Here is a 20500-nt window from a genome sequence, read left to right on the forward strand (position 1 = left end):
AGGGAAGCACCCTCTCGTGCGCACAGGTGCGCGGGGCTGCGGCGTCCGCCTCGCGTGGCGGCCCACGCGCGTGGGCTGTCAGGCAGCGCCGGCCCGCCTCACTCCCGGCGGCTCCGGGCGGGGGCGGTACGCCGAGGAGGAGGCCGGGACCGCCGCAAGCGTGCGGCCGTGTCCTGGGGCGGTCGTCGGCCCTTGCGCACTCCTCCGGCGCCTTCGAGAAGCCGACCTCAGCCCGGCGAGCACCGTCCTTGCACCGCGAGCACCGTCCTTGCACCGCGAGCGCCAGCCTTGCCCCGCGAGCACCGTCCTTGCCCCGCGAGTGTCGGCCTCAGCCCTTCGTCGACGCGCTCGGGGCCGCCGCGCTGGACGCCGTCGCGGATGCGGCGACCTTGCAGCTCGGCTGCTCGGCCATGGCCGCCTTCACATCGCCCTGCTCCAGCCGCTCCAGCGTCTTGGTGCCGGTGTCGCTCTGCTTGCCGACCTTCTTCGTCTGGCTGGCGGCGACCTCCTTGAGGCCTGCGGCGAACTTGCCCTGGTCCTTGGTGTCGAGCCCGTCGACCTGCTTCTTCAGGTCGGCGTACGACGTGGAGAGGCCGGTGAAGGTCTGCGCGGCGTCCTTCTGGCGCTTGGCGGCGTCGTCGACGCCGGGGGGCGCTCCGGCCTTGTCGAGGGCGGCGGCGAGCGCCTTGTAGCCGTCGGACATGTCCTGGAAGGCCTTCGAGTAGGTCTTCTGGGCGTCCTTGGGCGGCAGGTTGCTGTCCGTCGCGATCGAGGCGATCGACGCGTTCGCCGACCGGATCTTCGCGTCCTGCGCCGGAACCGCGTCGCACACCGTCTTCGCCCAGGCGACCAGCTTGGGGTCGGGGCCGCTGTCCTTGGTGCTGCATCCCGACAACGCCACTACCAGTACCGCACCGCCGGACAGTGCGGCCGCGAGCTTCTTGTTCACCGGATCGGTCCCTTCCATGGCTCTCGGCCCCCGGAATCTACCGGCATACCGGGACCGTCCACACGCCGAACGCCCTATAAATAGGCTTGTGCGATGATTTGCTCCGTAGGAGAGAAGGCTCACCATGGGCACGGCCGGGGCGGCGGGACGGACACACGAACGGGCGGGCGGCACGTCAGCACGCGCCGCCCGCCCGCCCGTTGAGCAGGACTCCTTGGGGGAACCCTTTGACGGGCCCTCGAAGGGCTCCTTGAGACCGCCTACGAAACCACCGCCGGATCCGCCGAGTTGGCGACCCGTTCGGTGCTCTCGTCGTCGCCGACGGAGACCCCGCGTCGCTTGGAGACGTAGACCGAGCCGGCGATCACCAGGAATGAGAGGATCGCGATCAGGATCCGTACACCGATGTTCTTGTCGTCGCCGTAGGAGAACTTGATCACCGCGGGTGCGATGAGCAGCGACACCAGGTTCATGACCTTCAGCAGCGGGTTGATCGCCGGTCCCGCGGTGTCCTTGAACGGGTCGCCCACCGTGTCGCCGATCACCGTCGCCGCGTGGGCCTCGCTGCCCTTGCCGCCGTGGTGGCCGTCCTCCACGAGCTTCTTGGCGTTGTCCCACGCACCGCCGGAGTTGGCGAGGAACACCGCCATGAGCGTGCCCGCGCCGATCGCGCCCGCCAGGTAGGAGCCGAGGGCGCCCACCCCGAGCGTGAAGCCGACGAAGATCGGCGCCATGACGGCGAGCAGACCAGGGGTGGTCAGCTCCCGCAGGGCGTCCTTGGTGCAGATGTCGACGACCTTGCCGTACTCCGGCTTCTCGCTGAAGTCCATGATCCCGGGCTTCTCGCGGAACTGCCGCCGCACCTCGAACACCACCGAACCCGCCGACCGGGACACGGCGCTGATGGCGAGTCCGGAGAAGAGGAAGACGACCGCGGCGCCCGCGATGAGGCCGACGAGGTTGCTGGGCTGCGAGATGTCCAGCGACAGACTCAGCGGCGCGCCCGGCCCGGTGAGCTTCTCCCCGACGTCCTGCACGTTGGTGGTGATCGCGTCGCGGAACGACCCGAACAGCGCCGACGCGGCGAGTACGGCGGTGGCGATGGCGATGCCCTTGGTGATGGCCTTGGTGGTGTTGCCGACCGCGTCCAGGTTGGTGAGCACCTGCGCGCCGGCGCCCTCGACGTCACCGGACATCTCGGCGATGCCCTGCGCGTTGTCGGAGACCGGCCCGAAGGTGTCCATGGCGACGATCACTCCGACCGTGGTGAGCAGGCCGGTGCCGGCCAGCGCCACGGCGAACAGCGCGAGCATGATCGACGTACCGCCGAGCAGGAACGCGCCGTACACGGACAGAGCGATCAGCAGCGCCGTGTAGACCGCCGACTCCAGGCCCAGCGAGATGCCGGACAGGACGACCGTGGCCGGGCCCGTCAGGGACGTCTTGCCGATGTCCCTGACCGGGCGGCGGTTGGTCTCGGTGAAGTAGCCGGTCAGCTGCTGGATGACCGCGGCGAGCAGGATGCCGATGGCCACCGCGACCAGGGCGAGGATCCGCGGGTCGCCGTCCTTGCCCCGGATCGCCGCGTCGGTGACGCCGTCGAGGTCGGAGTACTTCGCGGGCAGGTAGACGAAGACCGCGACCGCGACCAGTACGAGGGAGATCACCGCGGAGATGAAGAAGCCGCGGTTGATCGCGGTCATGCCGCTGCGGTCGGCGCGCCGCGGGGCGACCGCGAAGATGCCGATCATGGCGGTGATCACGCCGATGGCGGGCACGAGCAGCGGGAAGGCGAGCCCGGAGTCGCCGAACGCCACCTTGCCGAGGATCAGTGCGGCCACCAGGGTGACGGCGTACGACTCGAACAGGTCGGCCGCCATGCCCGCGCAGTCGCCGACGTTGTCGCCCACGTTGTCGGCGATGGTCGCGGCATTGCGCGGGTCGTCCTCCGGAATGCCCTGCTCGACCTTTCCGACCAGGTCGGCGCCGACGTCGGCGGCCTTGGTGAAGATGCCGCCGCCGACACGCATGAACATCGCGATGAGGGCGGCGCCGAGGCCGAAGCCTTCGAGCACCTTCGGCGCGTCGGCCGCGTACACCAGCACCACGCAGGAGGCGCCCAGCAGGCCGAGTCCCACGGTGAACATGCCGACGACGCCGCCCGTACGAAATGCGATCTTCATCGCGGTGTGCGAAACGGTGGTGAGATCCTTTTCCGGTTCGCCTTCGGCCGGAGTGGCTTCGCGCGCCGCCGCGGCGACGCGCACGTTGCTGCGCACGGCGAGCCACATGCCGATATAACCGGTGGCCGCCGAGAAAGCGGCTCCGATCAGGAAGAACACCGACCGGCCGGCACGCTGATTCCAGTCATCCGCGGGCAGCAGCATGAGCAGGAAGAACACCACGACGGCGAATACGCCGAGCGTGCGCAGCTGCCGGGCGAGATACGCCTTGGCGCCCTCCTGGACCGCCTCGGCGATCCGTTTCATGCTGTCGGTGCCCTCGTCCGCCGCCAGGACCTGGCGTACCAGGATGCCCGCGACCACGAGTGCGGCCAGGGCGACGGCCGCGATGACCGCCACGATGATCCGGTTGTCGTCGGTCAGGACCGCGGCTGCGAGGGATGTGGGGTGACCCAACTGCTGAGGGGAAGAAAGCCCCGCCATTCGTCCTCCTTGACGCTTGGGCTGAGCTCAAGATGTGGACGGATTCTAGGTACCCCGACGTGATCTAAACAGGGCGCGGTAAACGGAATTAGCCTTGACTCGCTCTTCAGCAAATGATCGAGATCCCGCCATGGAACCCGAAAGAGGTAATGCCCCAAAGGCATTGACGGCCACATTGATGCTTGATCAAATTATCGGGGTATTGATCGTGAATTTCTTCACGAATTCTGAGGGGTTGGGGAAACAACAGGAAGGGCCCTGCTCAGCAGGGCCCTTCAATGATGCGCTGGGCGCGGTGGTTCGGCGAGCACGACGGCTCGGGCGTAGCGCCGAGGGGTTGCCGGCGGGCCGCTACGGCGAGGGTGCCGGGGGCTGCAGATAGGGGGCCGAGGGCTGCCGACCGGGCTGCACCGCACGGCGGGGGGGCCGGGGGCTGCCGACGGCCGGGCCCTGCGGGGTGCCGAGGAACTGCCGATGCATTGCGGAGAGCCTGCCGGGGGACTTCGGCCGGTCTGCCGAGGGAGTGCGGACGGCCTGTCGACGACCTGCCGACGGCCTGCCGAGGGCGCTCAGGAGCGCGTCAGACCAGGGCGACGGGCGGCGGGGTGGTCGGCCAGGTCATGCGGATCAGCCCGCCGTCCTCGCCGGTGCTGACCTCCACGTCGTCGACGAGGCCGCTGATGACCGCGAGGCCCATCTCGTCCTCCTCGGCCTCCACGTCCGCGTCGGCGGAGGCGCCGCCGGCCACCCGCGCGGTGGGGGTCGCGTGCGGGGCCTCGTCGCCGACCTCGATGGAGAACTGTTTCTCCTCCTCGATCAGCGCCACCTTCACGGGCGCCGTGACGCCGCTGCTCTGGTGCAGCCCCACGGCTCGGGAGCAGGCCTCGCCCACGGCGAGGCGGACCTCGTCGAGAACGGCCTCGTCCACTCCGGCCCTGCGCGCCACCGCGGCCGCCACCAGGCGGGCGGTCCGGACGTGCTCGGGCAGTGCGCTGAAGCGGAGCTCGACGGTGGCCATGCATCCCCCTCACAAGTACGGGCGTGCGGTGCGGGGGCGGGGCCGCATGGCAGCCCACGCCCCGTGTGTGAACTTCTCTACCCCGGACGGCCCCGGAAGACCCTCGAACGCCCCCGGAAGATCCCGCGGGGCGGCTTCTACATCCCGCGGGCCCGCAGGAGGCCACACGGGTGAAGGCCCGCCGAGATCACGCACGGGCCGCCGCGCGAGGACCCGTACGGGCCGTCGCGGGACGGGTTCCACCGGTCCCCGGACCGCCGAAGGGCGGCCCGGAGTGGCCGGTTACCGGCATCGGGTCAGTCGGTGGCCGCCACCGCTTCATCGACCGAGGTGTGAATCGGGAACACCTTGGTGAGGCCGGTGATGCGGAAGATCTTCAGAATGCGCTCCTGGTTGCAGACCAGGCGCAGGGAGCCCTCATGGGCACGCACCCGCTTCAGGCCGCCGACCAGCACGCCGAGCCCGGTGGAGTCGAGGAAGTCCACGCCCTCCATGTCGACGACGAGGTGGAAATTCCCGTCGTTCACCAGCTCGACCAGCTGCTCGCGCAGCTTGGGCGCGGTATATACGTCGATTTCGCCACCGACCTCGACGACCGTACGATCGCCGACGGTACGGGTCGACAGGGACAGGTCCACGGATCCTCCAGCACCTTGCTATCGAGCGGTCGTCCCTCGGGCACCGTCACTTGCGGCCCCCGGGACGCAACGCCAGCCGCGATGGCATTCAATCACTTACCGGCAGGCGTGCACGACGCCTTGGCTCCATTGTCCGTCACGCCGGTGACACACTCGGTGCCGATGGCCAAGAATCACCGATCCGATCGACCCCCGGCGGACCCGGCGTCCCGCCCGTCTCCGGGCATGGTCCTGGACCGGCTCGCCTCCGGGCCGAGCCGGGCTGCGCGCATCACTCATACGGAGCACTTGCCCCCACGTGCGGGCCGGCATGCCGTCTGGCCCGACCGGATTCGCTCCGAGGTGATCGCCGCCCTGCACGCCTGCGGCATCGAGCATCCCTGGGCCCACCAGGCGCTGGCCGCGGAGCACGCCCTGGACGGCGATTCGGTCGTCGTCGCCACCGGCACCGCCTCCGGAAAGTCCCTCGCGTATCTCGTACCCGTGCTGTCCACCCTTCTGAGCGGTTCCGAGGCGCCCACCCAGTGGGCGCAGCAGCGCGAAGCGCTTCCGCGGGGTGGTGGCGGGCGACGGGTGGGCGGCCGTGGGGCCACCGCCCTGTACCTGGCTCCCACCAAGGCGCTGGCGGCGGACCAGTGCCGCTCGGTGAAGGAACTTTCACAACCGCTGGGCTCCGGGATCCGCGCCGCCGTGTACGACGGCGACACGCCGTTCGAGGAACGCGAGTGGGTCCGCCAGTACGCGAACTACGTGCTCACCAACCCCGACATGCTGCATCGCGGCATCTTGCCGTCCCACGCCCGCTGGTCCTCCTTCCTGAAGTCCCTGAAGTACGTCGTCGTCGACGAGTGCCACACCTACCGGGGCGTCTTCGGTTCGCACGTCGCCCAGGTGCTGCGCCGGCTGCGCCGCCTGTGCGCCCGCTACGGCGCCTCGCCCGTCTTCCTGCTCGCCTCCGCGACCGCCGCCGAGCCCGCCGTCGCCGCCCGCCGGCTGACCGGCCTGCCAGTGGTCGAGGTCGCCGACGACGCCTCCCCGCGCGGAGAGCTGGTCTTCGCCCTGTGGGAGCCGCCGCTCACCGAACTGCATGGCGAGAAGGGCGCGCCCGTACGGCGTACCGCCACCGCCGAGACCGCCGATCTGCTCACCGATCTCGCCGTGCAGGGCGTGCGGTCGGTCGCGTTCGTACGCTCCCGGCGCGGCGCCGAGCTGATCTCGGTGATCGCCCAGGAGCGGCTGGCCGAGGTGGACCGCTCGCTGTCCCGGCGTGTCGCCGCCTACCGCGGCGGCTATCTCCCCGAGGAGCGCCGCGCCCTGGAACGCGCCCTGCACTCCGGCGAACTCCTCGGGCTCGCCGCCACCACCGCCCTGGAGCTCGGCATCGACGTCTCCGGCCTGGACGCGGTCGTCATCGCCGGCTACCCGGGCACCCGCGCCTCCCTGTGGCAGCAGGCCGGCCGCGCGGGCCGCGCCGGACAGGGCGCCCTGGCGGTGCTGGTGGCCCGCGACGACCCGCTGGACACCTTCCTGGTCCACCATCCCGAGGCCCTGTTCGCCCAGCCGGTGGAATCCACCGTCCTCGACCCCGACAACCCCTACGTCCTCGCCCCGCACCTGTGCGCCGCCGCCGCGGAAGTCCCGCTGACCGAGGAGGACCTGGACCTCTTCGGTCCCGCGTGCGCGGAGCTGCTGCCGCAGCTGGAGGCCGCGAAGCTGCTGCGCCGCCGCACCCGGGCCTGGCACTGGACGCGCCGCGAGCGGGCCGCCGACCTGACCGACATCCGCGGTGCCGGCGGCCGGCCGGTGCAGGTGGTCGAGTCCGGCACGGGACGGCTGCTCGGCACGGTCGACGCGGGCGCGGCGCACTCCACGGTGCACGAGGGCGCCGTACACCTGCACCAGGGCCGCACCTACCTGGTGCGCGCCCTCGACCTGGAGGACTCGGTCGCCCTGGTCGAACAGGCCGACCCGCCGTACTCGACGGTCGCCCGGGACACCACCGCGATCTCCGTCCTGGACACGGACACCGAGATCCCGTGGGGCTCCGGCCGCCTCTGCCTCGGCTCGGTCGAGGTCACCAACCAGGTGGTCTCTTTCCTCCGCAGACGGCTGATCACGGGTGAGGTACTGGGGGAGACGAAACTCGACCTCCCTCCTCGTACGCTGCGCACGCGCGCGGTGTGGTGGACGGTCACCGAGGACCAGCTCGACGAGGCGCGGATCAGTCCCGAGATCCTCGGCGGCTCCCTGCACGCCGCCGAACACGCCTCCATCGGCCTGCTACCGCTGTTCGCCACGTGCGACCGCTGGGACATCGGCGGCGTCTCCGTCCCGCTCCACCCGGACACCCTGCTGCCGACGGTCTTCGTGTACGACGGCCATCCCGGCGGCGCGGGATTCGCCGAGCGCGCCTTCCACACCGCGCGTGCCTGGCTCACCGCCACCCGGGAGGCCATCGCCTCCTGCGAGTGCGACGCCGGCTGCCCGTCCTGCATCCAGTCCCCCAAGTGCGGCAACGGCAACGATCCGCTGCACAAGAGGGGCGCGGTACGGCTTCTCACGGTGGTGCTGCGCGGGGCACCGGAGGAGAAGCCCGACGAGCGGCCGGCCGAGCAGTCGGCCGAGCGGCCGACGGAGCAATCGGTTGAGGGGCCGGTCGAGCAGTCGGTTGAGCAGCCGGTTGAGCAGCCGGAGCCGTAGCGGGGGGCCTCCGGCCCCGACCCGGCCCCTCAGCCGGGCCTGCGGCTTTCCCCGGGGCTCGCGCGCGGCGCCCCGCTAAGGCCCCCGCCCCGGCACCGGCTCCGGCACCGGACCGGCGGGTCCGGCCCTGGCCCGTACCGCCGCCGTGAACGGCCCGCGCCCCGAGGCCGCCGTCACGTCCGCGATCTCGCCCTCGACCGCGCACCGCACCAGCCGCACCCCCTGGGCCGCGGCCACCCGCTCGGCCCGGGCGCAGGCACCGGTGGTGCCGTCGGCCCAGTGGTCCGCTGCCGCGAGGGCCGCCAGATCGGCCCCGCCCGCCGCCCGATGCCGGACCACGACGGCCTGCCCGAGGGCGAGTACGGCCCCGAACACCACGCAGAGCACGGCGACGGCGCCGAGACCCCAGACGGTGGCGGAACCCCGGTCCCCCGGCCGGGAACACCTCTCACCCGCCCAGCGTCGAAGGGCTGCCGCGCGGGCACCCAGGACCGCGACGGCATCACGGTCGGCCCGCCGGGCACACCTGCCGGGCAGGCGACGCCACAGGCGTTCGGCGAGGATGCCCCGGACGGTGGCGGACGGCCGGTCGCCCGGCTCTGGGCTCCCGCCTCCGGGCCCGTGGCTCGGCCCGCCCGCGCGGGGCCGGAGCCGAGAACCAACGAAATACCCGCGCCTCACCGCTCCCGCCCCCTCGACCGGCTCCCCGGCGGTGGCTGCGCCGCCGTCGACGCGCCCACCGTGTCCTCCGCCGCCGCCACGGCCTCCTCCCGCACCTCGAAGGGCAGCCCCGTCAGGACCGGCGGATTCGCCACGACCGTCACGTGGACCTCGTCGCCCTCGCGTCGCACCGTCACCTCCGCCCCGCGTGGCGCCGCCTCCCGGGCCACCTTCACGACCGCGCCCGCGGGGTCCTGGCGGGCGGCGGCCCGGGCGCCGGCGCGGGCGGCGTCCACGCACTTGATCTGTGCCGCCACGACGAGCAGCGCCCAGACCAGCGCCATGGTGAACGCCACCAGCACGCACAGCGCCATGGCCGCCTCGGCGGTCACGAAGCCCCGGTCCGCCCCGCGCTCACATCCGCGCACTGAGGGCCCGCTTCACGATGGACTGCAGCTCCGCCTTGACCTGGCCGCTGGTGACGACCTCGTAGAGCAGCAGCGCGAAGCCGACCGCTGCGACGATCCCCATCGCGTACTCGGACGTCACCATGCCCGTGTCCCGGCGCCACAGTCCACGTAGTCGTGCCGCCATGTCCCTTGCCTTCTTCTTCATCTCAACCCCCGTGAGGTTCAGTCCTGTTGATCACTGGTATGCGTTGATGAGTGATGTGTGCTGTCTTCGAGCACGTCCGTGTGGGACCACGTCCGTGTCCGAGCACTGCCGTCGTGGATCCGTGCCGTCTGCCCGATCACCTCCGTCCGCCATGTACCGGTGGCCCGCCTCAGCCCCCGCCCCCTCCTCAGCCCCCACCGCCTCCCACCACGCCGCTCGCCAGTCCGATCACCACGGGCAGTACGCCGACCGCGATGAAGGCGGGCAGGAAGCACAGGCCCACCGGGGCGGAGACCAGCACGGACGCCCGGCGCGCGCGGGCCGTGGCGCCGCGGGCCCACTCCGCCCGCGCGTCGGAGGCGAGGCGGGCGACGGGGCCCGCCGCGGGCAGCCCGGACTCGTCGGCGCGCTCCAGCAGCCGTGCCAGGGCCCGGGCGCCGGGCAGCGCGCCCAACGACCGCCAGGCGTCGGCCGGTTCACCGCCGAGCCGCACCTCGGCCGCCCCGCGCGCCAGTTTCGCCCCCACAGGTCCGCCGAGCGCCTCCCCCACGGCCTGAGCGGCGACGACGGGGCCGGCGCCGGCCGCGATACAGGCGGCCAGCAGATCGGCGGCGAGCGGCAGTTGGCGTGCGGCCAGGGCGCGGTCCGCCTCCCCGGTCCGGCCCGTGTCTCCGGTACGCCGACGCCAGTGCCACAGCCCCGCCGCGACGCCCAGACCCACCAGGACCCCGGTGAAACCGCCGACCAGCACCCACCCGCCGCCCAGCGCACCGGCCAGGGGCAGCCACCGCCGGCAGGCACCCCGGGTGTCGAATCCCGGCGCGGGCGCCACCGCCGGCGCGGTCAGTAGTTCGGCGAGCCGGCGCCGCGCCCGGCGCCGGTGCCGGGCCGCCGCGAACCGCCGTGCGGTCCAGCCGAGAAGCAGCGTGACGGCCACGGTCATCCCCAGCCTGTGGACGACGTCCCCGCTCATACCGCCTCAGCTCCCCGCACGATCCGGGCGACCCACCACACACCGGCGGCCTCGAACACTGCTCCCGCCACCAGGCAGCCCAGTCCGGCGCCGGTGTGCAGCAGCACGTGCAGCGGATCGGCGCCCATGGCCGAGCCGAGCAGGACACCCAGGGTGGGCAGTGCGGCCAGCAGTAGTGCCGTCGCCCGTGCGCCCGCCAACTGGGCCCGGAGATCGGCGCGCTGGTCCCGCTCGGCGCGCAGGGCACCGTCCAGCCGGTCCAGACCGTCCGCGAGCCCGGCTCCCTGGTCCACGGCCACCCGCCAGCAGGCGGCGAGCCCGAGGAGCCCCTCGGCACCGGGAGGCCCGGCCGCGACGGCGAGCGCGCCCGGCACGTCGCCGCCGAACCGCGCCGCCGCCACGACAGCCGCCTGCCCGTCCCCGAGCCCGCCGGACTCCCGCGCGGAGCGCAACAGCGCCTCGCCCGGCTGCCGTCCGGCGCGCACCTCCCCCGCGAGGGCCTCGCACAGGGCGATCACCGCGTCCGCGCGCCGCTCCCGGACCAGCCGGGCCTCCCGGGCCAGCCGCACCCGGCGCAGCACGGGCACCCCGGCGGCCCCCGCGACGACCGGAATCAGCGAGGTCCCCAGCACCGCGAGCACCAGCCCGGCGACGAGGGACCACCACTCGGCGCCCAATCGGCCGCGCAGGCCCCGTAGTTCGCCGAGTGCCTTCTCCCACGGGGGCGGCCCGATCGGCACCACTCCCCCACCCGCGAACAGCAGCCGCGCCCGCCGCGCCCCTGAGGGCCGCCCGCCCAGCAACAACACCGCCGCGCCGGCGCACGCCACCGCAGCACTCCAGGACATCTCACCCACCGCTTCCCTCACCCCTCTCACACCCCGTCCCTCGCACTGGCCCGGCCGTCCCGGCCACCGCAGCCGCCTCCCGCGCGGGCGTTTCCTCCTCGCCGGGTCCGCCCGCGCTCCTCGCACTCCACCCACCCGCACTCACCGGTCCGGCGGACACGGCCCGCGCGGGCGCGGCCTCCGGGAGCGGTGTGCCCGCGGTCCCGAGCAGTTCCCGCAGCCGGGGCCACCCCCGCTCCCGGGCGAACGCCCTTGCGTCCCAGCGCAAAGCCGGTACCGTCCGGACCAGCCCCGACCCGTCCCGTTCCAGCACGTGCACCTCGGCGATCCGGCGCCGTCCGGACCGGTCCCGTACGAGGTGGACGACCACCGACAGCGCTGCCGCCAGTTGGCTGTGCAGTGCGGCCCGGTCCAGTCCGGCGGCCGTGCCCAGGGCCTCCAGGCGGGCCGGGACATCGGCCGCCGCGTTGGCGTGGACGGTGCCTGAGCCGCCCTCATGGCCGGTGTTCAGGGCCGCCAGGAGGTGCACCACCTCGGGGCCGCGGACCTCGCCCACGACCAGCCGGTCCGGCCGCATCCGCAGGGCCTGCCGGACGAGGTCCTCCAGGGTGACCAGGCCGGCTCCCTCCTGGTTGGCCGGTCTGGTCTCCAGCCGTACGACGTGCGGATGGTCGGGCCGCAGCTCGGCCGAGTCCTCGGCGAGCACGATCCGCTCACCCGGCCCGACCAGGCCGAGCAACGCGCTCAGCAGGGTCGTCTTCCCCGTCCCGGTACCTCCGCTGACCAGGAAGGAGAGCCGGGCGTCCAGGAGCGCCCGCAGGACGCGGTCCCCGCCGGGCGGCACCGTGCCGGCCGCGACGAGTTCGTCGAGCGTGAACGCCCGGGGCCGTACGACCCGCAGGGAGAGGCACGTGCAGCCGACGGCCACCGGGGGCAGCACCGCGTGCAGCCGGGTTCCGTCGGGCAGCCGGGCGTCCGCCCAGGGCCGTGCGTCGTCCAGCCTGCGTCCGGCCACGGCGGCCAGGCGCTGCGCGAGGCGTCGTACGGCCGCGGCGTCGGGGAAGGTCACCGCGGTCAGCTCCAGGCCGCCGCCCCGGTCCACCCAGACCCGGTCGGGCGCCGACACCAGGACGTCGGTGACGGCCGGTTCGGCGAGCAGTGGTTCCAGCGGGCCGCTACCGACGAGTTCGGAGCGCAGGTGTTCGGCCGCGCCGAGGACTTCGGCGTCGCCGAGCACCCGGCCCTGTTCGCGCAGGGCCTGGGCCACGCGCGCGGGAGTGGGTTCGGCGCCGCTCTCGGCCAGTCTTCGCCGGACGCCGTCGAGCAGGGCGGCGCCGTCCGCCCGGTCGAGTCCGGGGAGGCTCATCGGGGGCCTCCCGCCTCGGCGAGGGTCCGTTCCCAGAAGTCCGCGCAGAACCGGGCCAGGGGGCCGCGTCCGTTCGCGCCGGGTGGTTTCGCCGTGCCGTGCGCGCGCAGCAGGGCCGGTTCGACGGGCACCTCGCCGGCCAGGGGGAGGCCGAGCAGGCGGGCCACCTCGCGGTCGTCGAGCCCGGGTGCGTACGGTCCGCGTACCGCGACGCGCAGGTCCCGTACGACCATGCCGACGGCGGACGCGACCCGTCCCGCGGCCGCCACCGCGCGCAGTTCGGCGGGGACGACGAGCAACGCCAGGTCGAGTTGGGCGAGCGCCTCGGCGACGCCTTCGTCGAGGCGGCGCGGCAGGTCGACGACGACTGTGCCGCCTCGGCGGCGGGCGGCGGCCAGCACGGCGCGCACGGCGGGGGCGGGGACGGCCACGCAGTCGCCGCGGTCCCAGCTGAGGACCCGCAGGGCGTGCAGTTCGGGCAGCGACTCCTCCAGGGCGCCGCCGCCGACCCGGCCGCGGGAGGCGGCGAAGGCGGGCCAGCGCAGTCCCTCGGCGCTCTCGCCGCCGAGGAGGACGTCGAGCCCGCCGCCGAGCGGGTCGGCGTCGACCAGCAGGGTGCGCAGTCCCTCGCGGGCGGAGGCGACGGCGAGGGCGCAGGCCAGGGTGGAGGCCCCGGCTCCGCCCCGGCCTCCGATGACGCCGACGGTGAGGGCCGGGCGCCCGACGCCCTCGGCGACGTCGGCGATGCGGTCGACGAGCCACTGCTCGCCATCGGGGAGCATCAGGACGTGGTCGGCGCCGATCTCGACGGCCCGCTTCCACACCTCGGAGTCGTCCTGGTCCCGGCCGACCAGCACCACCCCGCCGCGCCGCACGGCGCCGCGGACCCGGCGGGCGGCGTCATCACCGACGAGGACGAGCGGGGCGGCTTCCCAGCCACCGCCCGGTTCCGGCACGCCGTGGTGCACCTCGGGGGTGGCGCCGGCGGCGGCGCACAGGCGCAGCAGGTCGTCGAGGAGGCCGGCGTCCTCGGTGACGATGAGCGGCTGTCCGGGCCGCCCGGCCGTGGCGGACGACGGGTCGTGGGTGACGGTTCCGGTCATGCGTGTTCCCCCTTCGCTGCGTGGGCGGCGCGACCCCATGGCCACGCCATTCCCCACCGTGTGGAGAACCGGCGAGCGGCCTCCATATGAGCGGCCGGCGGAAACCGGCCATACGCGCTCCGGCATTCGGAACCGGCCATGAACTCGCCGTCGCCGGAGTGCGCTGGAATCACGGTGCAGCGATCCTGGAAATCTCGTGGATCTTGGTCGAAAACTGTGGACAAGTCGTCCCTTGTGGAAATCGCCTTCACCCATACCGGTGACCTCGGCGCGGTTCGCCGTACGACTTCCGGAGAGCAGCCTGTGGATTACCTTCAGTAATCAAACATGGGCATGACAGATCGCCGCACGCGGAGGGACCGCCTCCGGCCATACGGCCACGCGGAATGCTGGAAAACCCACCCGGACATGCGACGACCCCCGCCGGGGGGGAGAGCGGGGGTCGTCCCCACGGCCGACTCGGGGGGGGAGGAGCCGGACCGGGTTAGCACGGTCGCGAACGATCCGTGACTTCCATGGTGTACCCGAGAGCCTTCTCAGGCAAACCCACGCGCCCCACCTTACGCCGAATGGTGGGCGCCTATGCTCAGAGGCGTGGAAAACCACTCCTTGCCTCGCGCGGCAGCCTTCTTCGACCTGGACAAGACGGTCATTGCGAAGTCGAGCACGCTCACCTTCAGCAAGTCCTTCTACCAAGGCGGACTGATCAACCGCAGGGCGGCACTGCGTACCGCATATGCCCAGTTCGTCTTCCTGGTCGGCGGCATGGACCACGACCAGATGGAGCGCACCCGCGAGTACCTGTCCGACCTCTGCCGGGGCTGGAACGTCCAGCAGGTGCGGGACATCGTCGCCGAGACCCTGCACGACCTGATCGACCCGATCATCTACGACGAGGCGGCCTCCCTCATCGAGGAGCACCACGCGGCCGGGCGCGACGTGGTGATCGTGTCCACGTCGGGCGCCGAGGTGGTCGAGCCGATCGGTGAACTGCTCGGCGCCGACCGGGTGGTGGCCACCCGCATGGTCGTCGGCGAGGACGGCTGCTTCACCGGCGAGGTCGAGTACTACGCCTACGGCCCGACCAAGGCGGAGGCGATCAGGGAACTGGCCGCGTCCGAGGGGTACGACCTCGACCGCTGCCACGCCTACAGCGATTCGGCGACCGACCTGCCGATGCTCCAGGCCGTCGGCCACCCGCACGCCGTGAACCCCGACCGCGCACTGCGCCGCGAGGCCTCCGCGCGCGGGTGGCCGATTCTGGAGTTCCGCCGGCCGGTCCGGCTGAAGCAGCGGCTGTCCACCTTCTCCGTGACACCCCGCCCGGTCCTGGTGGCCGCGGCGGCCGTAGGTGCGGCAGCCGCCACCGCGGGCCTCGTCTGGTACGCGAGCCGGCGCCGCGCCACGGTCTCCTGAGGCCGTTTCCGACGAGCGGACCGGCATCGGACCGGTGCGAGACCAACGTCGGAACCGATGTCCGGTTCGCACCTGTTTGAACCTACAAGTAAAGAAGTGCGAGCAGGGGTTCCGCTCGGTGCCCGACGTGCAGTACAAAGGTTTTAACGGCCCGCGAGACCAAAGGACATCCGAGAGGATCCCCTACCACTACGCAGTTGGCCCCACGGACCCCGTATGAACACCGGGCACCCACGCGACGTCGACCCGTCGATTACGGGCCAGCCGCACCAGGTGACGGGCAAAGTCCCCGACCTGATGGGCAACACATCGAGGACGCTTGGTAACCCGGTGCTCATACCAGCGGCGGTACGAGAACTCGTACCGCCGCAACCCGTTCCGGGCCGCCCTCACGCCGCCTTCATGCCGCGCCGCGGTGCAGCGCCGCCTTCATGCCGCGCCGCGGTGCAGCGCCGCCTTCACGCCGCGCCACGCTGCAGCGCCTCGCACACCGCCGTCGACTCGCGCACACCCAGCTCGACCGCCTTGCCGCAGTGCTCGATCCACGCCGCCATGCCCTCCGGGGTGCCCGAGACGTATCCGTCCAGGGCCGCCAGGTAGGAGGCGCGGCCCAGTTCGGCGTAGCCCACCTCGGCCGGGCAGACCGCCTTCGGATCGAGGCCGCTGCCGACCAGGACGATCCGCTCCGCCGCGCGCGCGATAAGGCCGTTGTACGAGACGAAGGGGCGCAGAGCGAGCAGCTCGCCGTGCACCACGGCGGCCGTCACCAGCGCGGGCGCGGAGGTCCCCGCGATGATCAGGTCCGCCAGGCCCTCCAGCCTGCCGGTCACCTCCCGCGCGTCCGGCAGCGGCAGCTCGATCAGCGGTTCGTCGGCCTCCTCGCCCGCCTGACGCGGCCGGCCCACATCGTCCCCGTCGGTCGCCGCCGCCACCAGGTGCAGCCTGGCCAGCACCCGCAGCGGTGACTGCCGCCAGATCGACAGCAGCTGGCCCGCCTCGGCGGTCAGCCGGAGGGCGGCGCCCATCACCCGCGCCTCGGCGCCGGCACCGAAGTCGGTGCGCCGCCGCACCTCCTCCAGGGCCCAGTCGGCACCGGACAGCGCCGCCGAGCCGCGGGACGCGCGCAGCGCCGCCTCGGAGGTGATCTCGTTGCTGCGGCGCCGCATGATCCGGTGCCCGTAGACCCGGTCCACGGACTTGCGCACGGACTCCACGGACTCGGCCACGCCGGGCAGCGAACCCAGGGCCGCGAGCGGATCGGCGGATGCGCCTGTCGTACTCATGAGTACGACCCTACGCATGTCCGGGTCGCACCCCACGAAGGAGTGGTCTTCTTCACTTCCATCTGCCACATACAGCTATCAACCGACTACTCTTCGTGAACATGAAAATTGCTTTCGTCGGAAAGGGCGGCAGCGGCAAGACCACGCTCTCCTCCCTCTTCGTCCGCCACCTCGTGGCGGCGGGCGCGCCTGTCGTCGCCATTGACGCCGACATCAACCAGCACCTGGGCCCCGCGCTCGGCCTCGACGAGGCGGAGGCGGCGGCCCTGCCCGCGATGGGCGAGCGACTGGCGGTGATCAAGGACTACCTGCGCGGCAGCAACCCGCGGATCGCCTCCACCGCCATGATGATCAAGACGACTCCGCCGGGCGAGGGCTCGCGACTGGTCCGGGTGCGGGAGCCCAATCCGGTGTACGACGCCTGCGCCCGCCCGGTGGAACTCGACGGCGGCGCCGTCCGTTTGATGGTCACGGGCCCCTTCACGGACGCCGACCTGGGGGTCGCCTGCTACCACTCCAAGACGGGAGCGGTGGAGCTGTACCTGAACCACCTCGTCGACGGCCCCGACGAATACGTCGTGGTCGACATGACGGCGGGTTCGGACTCCTTCGCCTCCGGCATGTTCACCCGCTTCGACATGACGTTCCTCGTCGCCGAGCCGACCCGGAAGGGGGTCTCCGTCTACCGCCAGTACAAGGAGTACGCCCGCGACTTCGGCGTCGCCCTCAAGGTCGTCGGCAACAAGGTCCAGGGGCAGGACGACATCGACTACCTCCGCGCGGAGGTGGGGGACGACCTGCTCGTGACGGTCGGGCACTCGGACTGGGTGCGCGCCATGGAGAAGGGCCGGCCGCCCCGGTTCGACCTCCTGGAGGAGGACAACTCCCGCGCCCTGCACGCGCTTCGGGCCGCCGCCGACGGCACGTACGGGATGCGGGACTGGGAGCGCTACACCCGGCAGATGGTGCACTTCCACCTGAAGAACGCGGAGTCCTGGGGCAACGAGCGCACCGGGGCCGACCTGGCGGCCCAGGTCGACCCGGCCTTCGTGCTCGGCGAGGACGTCCGGTCCCCCGCCACCGCTCCCGCCTGACGGCGGCCGCCGGACCGGCTGTCCGGCGGCCGCCGGGCGGCTACTTCTTCTCGGCCGGCGCCCCGGGCACGCCCTTGGGCGCCGGTGCCGGCTTGCCGGAGAGGAAGGACGCCCAGCCCTGCCTGGGGGCCTCGCCCACGTTCAGGGTGCGCAGCTTCTTCAGGGTCTTGGGGTCCTGTACGTCCAGCCAGTCGGACAGCTCGTGGAAGGAGACACAGCGGACGTCCGGCTTGCCGCAGACGCTTTTCACCACGTCCTCCACGGCGCGCATGTAGGTGCCGCCGTTCCAGGACTCGAAGTGGTTGCCCATGATGAGGGGCGCGCGGTTGCCGTCGTAGGCCCGGTAGAAGCCCTTGAGCAGGCCGTCGCGCATCTGGTCGCCCCAGTACTCGAACTTGTCGGGGTCGCCCTGGGTCCTGTTGCCGGACTGGTTGACCATGAAGTTGTAGTCCATGGTCAGCTGTTCGTAGGTGTGGCCCGGGAACGGGACCAGCTGCATGGACAGATCCCAGAGGCCGTCCTTCTTCTTGGGCCACACCTGATCGTCGACCCCGCTGGAGTCGTAGCGGAAGCCCATCTGGCTCGCCGCCTTCATGAAGTTCTTCTGCCCCTCCAGGCAGGGAGTGCGGCCGCCGATCAGCTCCTTGTCGTAGTCGAAGGGCAGCGGAGCCGCGTTCTTCAGGCCCGAGTTGGTCTTCCAGGTCTTCACGAACTGCTTGGCCTGGTTGATCTCGCTCTTCCACTCCTTCACCGACCAGGTGCCGACGCCGCCGTCGGGACCGCAGAAGTGGCCGTTGAAGTGGGTGCCGATCTCGTTGCCGTCCAGCCAGGCCAGCCGCGCCTGCTTGGCCGTGTCGGCGATGCCCTGCAGGTCGTTGAAGCCGATCTCCGAACTGCCCGGCGAGTGCTTCGGCGGGTGGTACAGGTCCCGCTTGTCCTTCGGCAGCATGTAGACGCCGCTGAGGAAGAACGTCATGTGCGCGTTGTTCTCCTTGGCGACCTCGCGGAAGTGGGAGAACAGCTTCTGACTGTCCTCGCCCGCCCCGTCCCAGGAGAACACCACGAACTGGGGCGGTTTCTGGCCCGGCTTCAGCCGCTCGGGGTTCGCCAGGTGCGGCTGCGCGCCGGTATACGCGGTGGATCCGTCACCGATCAGACGGAACACGTGCTTGGGTGCCTGCGCCGCCTGCTGCGGGCCGTGCGCCCCTACCTTCGAACCACTGGAGCCGGTCGCGCAACCGGCGAGAGACGCGGCACAGGCCGCGGCGACCATGGCACCAATGGCGATCCTCTGGGTGGCGGCCATGTTCCGCCCACCTTCTTCCTTCTCTCAGACCTACGCCGACGAGGGCGTTTTCTGGCGGTGTGCCGGGTTTGCCGACAACGCGGTCAAGGTCGCACGGGGTCGAGAAGGAATTAGTACGACAAGCCGATCAACTGCCCGGTTCACCCACCCGAGGGAAGAAATGCGCTGTTCGCCCGGAAAACCTATGCGCGATTTTTACTTTGCGTTACGATTCGTTTACCGATCGTTGAACTATTTCCGGCCTGCTCGTGCCCGTACGCCGTGACGCGCGTCCATCGAGGATCTGAAGGAGGCGACCTATGCCGACCCCCGCACCGTGCCGCACCCCGCACCCTCATCCGCCGCACGGCCCGCCCGAGGCCCGGCGTCGCCGCCGGCTCGTCGAAGGCGCCGATCTGTCCGCCTCGCTCGCGGTGTTCCTGATCGCCCTGCCCCTCTCCCTCGGCATCGCCCTCGCCACCGGCGCACCACTGAGGGCCGGCCTCGTCGCCGCCGCCGTCGGCGGGATCGTCGCGGCACGGCTCGGCGGCTGCCCCCTCCAGGTCAGCGGACCCGCAGCCGGTCTCACCGTGGTCACCGCCGACCTCATCCACCGCTATGGATGGCGGGCCACGTGCGGGATCACCGTCCTCGCCGGGCTCGCCCAACTGGGCCTCGGCTGCCTGCGGGTGGCGCGCGGCGCACTCGCCGTCAGTCCGGCCGTCGTGCACGGCATGCTCGCGGGCATCGGCATCACCATCGCCGTGGCCCAGCTGCACATCGTGCTCGGCGGCACCCCGGACAGCTCCGTCCTCGCCAACCTCCGGGCATTGCCGGCACAGTTGGCCGACCCGCACCCGGCCGCCGTGGCGATGGGCGCGCTGACCCTGGCCCTGCTGACGGCCTGGCCCCGCGTTCCCGGCCGCGCGGGACACGTGCAGGGCAGGATCCCGGCCGCCCTCGTCGCCGTGGCCGGTGCCACCGCCGTCGCCGGGCTCACCGGGCTGGGCCTGCCCCGGGTCGACCTGCCGTCCTGGAGCAGCCACGCCCTGGCGGGACTGCCCGACGGTCCGGCGTTCGGGATCGCCGCCGCCGTCCTGACCACAACGCTGGTGTGCAGCGTGCAGTCGCTGCTCGGCGCGGTGGCGGTGGACAAGCTGGTCGCCGGCCGGCCCGGTCCCCCGGTCCGCGGCGGCCGGGTCGGCCGTGCCGACCTGGACCGGGAGCTGCTGGGCCAGGGCGCCGCCAACATCGTCTCCGGCGCGCTGGGCGGGCTGCCGGTCGCGGGGGTGGCCGTGCGCAGTACGGCGAACGTGAAATCCGGTGCGGTGAGCCGGAACTCCACGATGCTGCACGGCGTTCTGGTAGTAGCCGCCGCACTGCTGATGGTCCCTCTCCTGGAGCGGATCCCGCTCGCCTCCCTCGCCGCCCTGGTGATGGCCGTCGGCATCCGGATGGTCTCCCTGCTCCACATCCGTACGGTGACCCGCCACCGCGAGGTGCCGGTGTACGCCGCCACCACAGTCGGGGTGGTCTTCCTCGGCGTCCTCCAGGGCGTGGCCGTCGGGGTGGCCACGGCGGTCGCGCTCGCCCTGCACCGCCTCGCCCGTACCCGCATCACGCACGAAGAGAAGGAAGGAGTCCATCACGTCCAGGTCCGCGGCCAGCTGACGTTCCTCGCGGTGCCCCGGCTCAGCCAGGCCCTGCATCTCGTGCCCCAAGGAGCCCACGCCGTCGTGGAGTTGCGCGGCTCGTTCATGGACCACGCGGCGTACGAGTCACTGCACGACTGGCGGAGCACCCACACCGTGCGGGGCGGCACCGCCGAGCTGACCGGCCGGCACAGACCGCTGGGCCCCGCCGGCCAGGGCGTCTCCCTCGGCTGA

General features: G+C 72.3%; 16 protein-coding genes and 1 pseudogene. 4 read left to right on the top strand and 13 right to left on the bottom strand.

What is annotated here, in order from left to right:
• Window positions 1-328 precede the first annotated feature (328 nt).
• From DBP14_RS15090 to bldG, 4 genes are all read right to left on the bottom strand, one after another.
• Window positions 329-949 (bottom strand): small secreted protein, encoded by a 621-nt coding sequence (locus DBP14_RS15090; protein ID WP_129307722.1) that lies wholly within the window; start codon window positions 947-949, stop codon window positions 329-331.
• A 260-nt stretch (window positions 950-1209) separates the two neighbouring features.
• On the bottom strand, window positions 1210-3615 hold the full coding sequence (locus DBP14_RS15095; RefSeq protein ID WP_129307723.1) for a sodium-translocating pyrophosphatase: 2406 nt from the start codon (window positions 3613-3615) through the stop codon (window positions 1210-1212).
• Window positions 3616-4195: 580 nt separating this feature from the next.
• A complete protein-coding gene (locus tag DBP14_RS15100) occupies window positions 4196-4633 on the bottom strand; it encodes an ATP-binding protein (protein ID WP_129307724.1) in 438 nt (145 codons plus the stop codon).
• A gap of 296 nt (window positions 4634-4929) precedes the next feature.
• A complete protein-coding gene (bldG, locus tag DBP14_RS15105) occupies window positions 4930-5271 on the bottom strand; it encodes an anti-sigma factor antagonist BldG (protein ID WP_009189842.1) in 342 nt (113 codons plus the stop codon).
• An 81-nt stretch (window positions 5272-5352) separates the two neighbouring features.
• Between bldG and DBP14_RS15110 the strand changes: the two genes are divergently transcribed.
• Window positions 5353-7971, top strand: coding sequence for a DEAD/DEAH box helicase (locus DBP14_RS15110; protein ID WP_241740920.1), 2619 nt, complete (start codon window positions 5353-5355; stop codon window positions 7969-7971).
• A 75-nt stretch (window positions 7972-8046) separates the two neighbouring features.
• Here DBP14_RS15110 and DBP14_RS15115 read toward each other — a convergent pair whose 3' ends face one another.
• The 7 genes from DBP14_RS15115 to ssd all read right to left on the bottom strand — a co-directional run bounded on the left by DBP14_RS15115 (window position 8047) and on the right by ssd (window position 13536).
• Complete coding sequence (locus DBP14_RS15115; protein WP_129311877.1) at window positions 8047-8460, bottom strand: Rv3654c family TadE-like protein; 414 nt, start codon at window positions 8458-8460, stop codon at window positions 8047-8049.
• Between the two features lie 188 nt (window positions 8461-8648).
• A complete protein-coding gene (locus DBP14_RS15120) occupies window positions 8649-9023 on the bottom strand; it encodes a TadE family type IV pilus minor pilin (RefSeq protein ID WP_164992332.1) in 375 nt (124 codons plus the stop codon).
• 22 nt (window positions 9024-9045) lie between these two features.
• Entirely contained in the window at window positions 9046-9225 is a 180-nt protein-coding gene (locus DBP14_RS15125; RefSeq protein WP_129307726.1) for a DUF4244 domain-containing protein, read from the bottom strand.
• 208 nt (window positions 9226-9433) lie between these two features.
• Window positions 9434-10219 (bottom strand): type II secretion system F family protein, encoded by a 786-nt coding sequence (locus DBP14_RS15130; protein WP_129307727.1) that lies wholly within the window; start codon window positions 10217-10219, stop codon window positions 9434-9436.
• Complete coding sequence (locus DBP14_RS15135) at window positions 10216-11067, bottom strand: type II secretion system F family protein (RefSeq protein ID WP_129307728.1); 852 nt, start codon at window positions 11065-11067, stop codon at window positions 10216-10218. Before DBP14_RS15135 ends, DBP14_RS15130 begins: the two co-directional genes overlap by 4 nt.
• 1 nt (window position 11068) lies before the next feature.
• On the bottom strand, window positions 11069-12433 hold the full coding sequence (locus tag DBP14_RS15140; protein WP_241740922.1) for a TadA family conjugal transfer-associated ATPase: 1365 nt from the start codon (window positions 12431-12433) through the stop codon (window positions 11069-11071).
• Window positions 12430-13536 (bottom strand): septum site-determining protein Ssd, encoded by a 1107-nt coding sequence (ssd, locus tag DBP14_RS15145; protein WP_129307729.1) that lies wholly within the window; start codon window positions 13534-13536, stop codon window positions 12430-12432. The genes DBP14_RS15140 and ssd overlap by 4 nt, the downstream gene beginning before the upstream one ends.
• A gap of 582 nt (window positions 13537-14118) precedes the next feature.
• Between ssd and DBP14_RS15150 the strand changes: the two genes are divergently transcribed.
• Complete coding sequence (locus DBP14_RS15150; protein WP_129307730.1) at window positions 14119-14952, top strand: HAD-IB family hydrolase; 834 nt, start codon at window positions 14119-14121, stop codon at window positions 14950-14952.
• Between the two features lie 458 nt (window positions 14953-15410).
• Here the strand turns inward: DBP14_RS15150 and DBP14_RS15155 are convergent, their stop codons facing one another.
• On the bottom strand, window positions 15411-16235 hold the full coding sequence (locus DBP14_RS15155) for an oxidoreductase (RefSeq protein WP_129307731.1): 825 nt from the start codon (window positions 16233-16235) through the stop codon (window positions 15411-15413).
• 101 nt (window positions 16236-16336) lie between these two features.
• Here DBP14_RS15155 and DBP14_RS15160 point away from each other — a divergent pair, with 101 nt between their 5' ends.
• Complete coding sequence (locus DBP14_RS15160; RefSeq protein WP_129307732.1) at window positions 16337-17329, top strand: ATP-binding protein; 993 nt, start codon at window positions 16337-16339, stop codon at window positions 17327-17329.
• 40 nt (window positions 17330-17369) lie between these two features.
• Here DBP14_RS15160 and DBP14_RS15165 read toward each other — a convergent pair whose 3' ends face one another.
• Window positions 17370-18635, bottom strand: coding sequence for a hypothetical protein (locus DBP14_RS15165; protein WP_129307733.1), 1266 nt, complete (start codon window positions 18633-18635; stop codon window positions 17370-17372).
• 299 nt (window positions 18636-18934) lie between these two features.
• On the opposite strand from DBP14_RS15165, the pseudogene DBP14_RS15170 reads away from it, so the two are divergent.
• Window positions 18935-20455: pseudogene (locus tag DBP14_RS15170) on the top strand (SulP family inorganic anion transporter); the annotation flags it as partial.
• Window positions 20456-20500 lie beyond the last annotated feature (45 nt).

It is taken from the genome of Streptomyces sp. L2 (assembly GCF_004124325.1).
Taxonomy (GTDB): Bacteria; Actinomycetota; Actinomycetes; order Streptomycetales; family Streptomycetaceae; genus Streptomyces.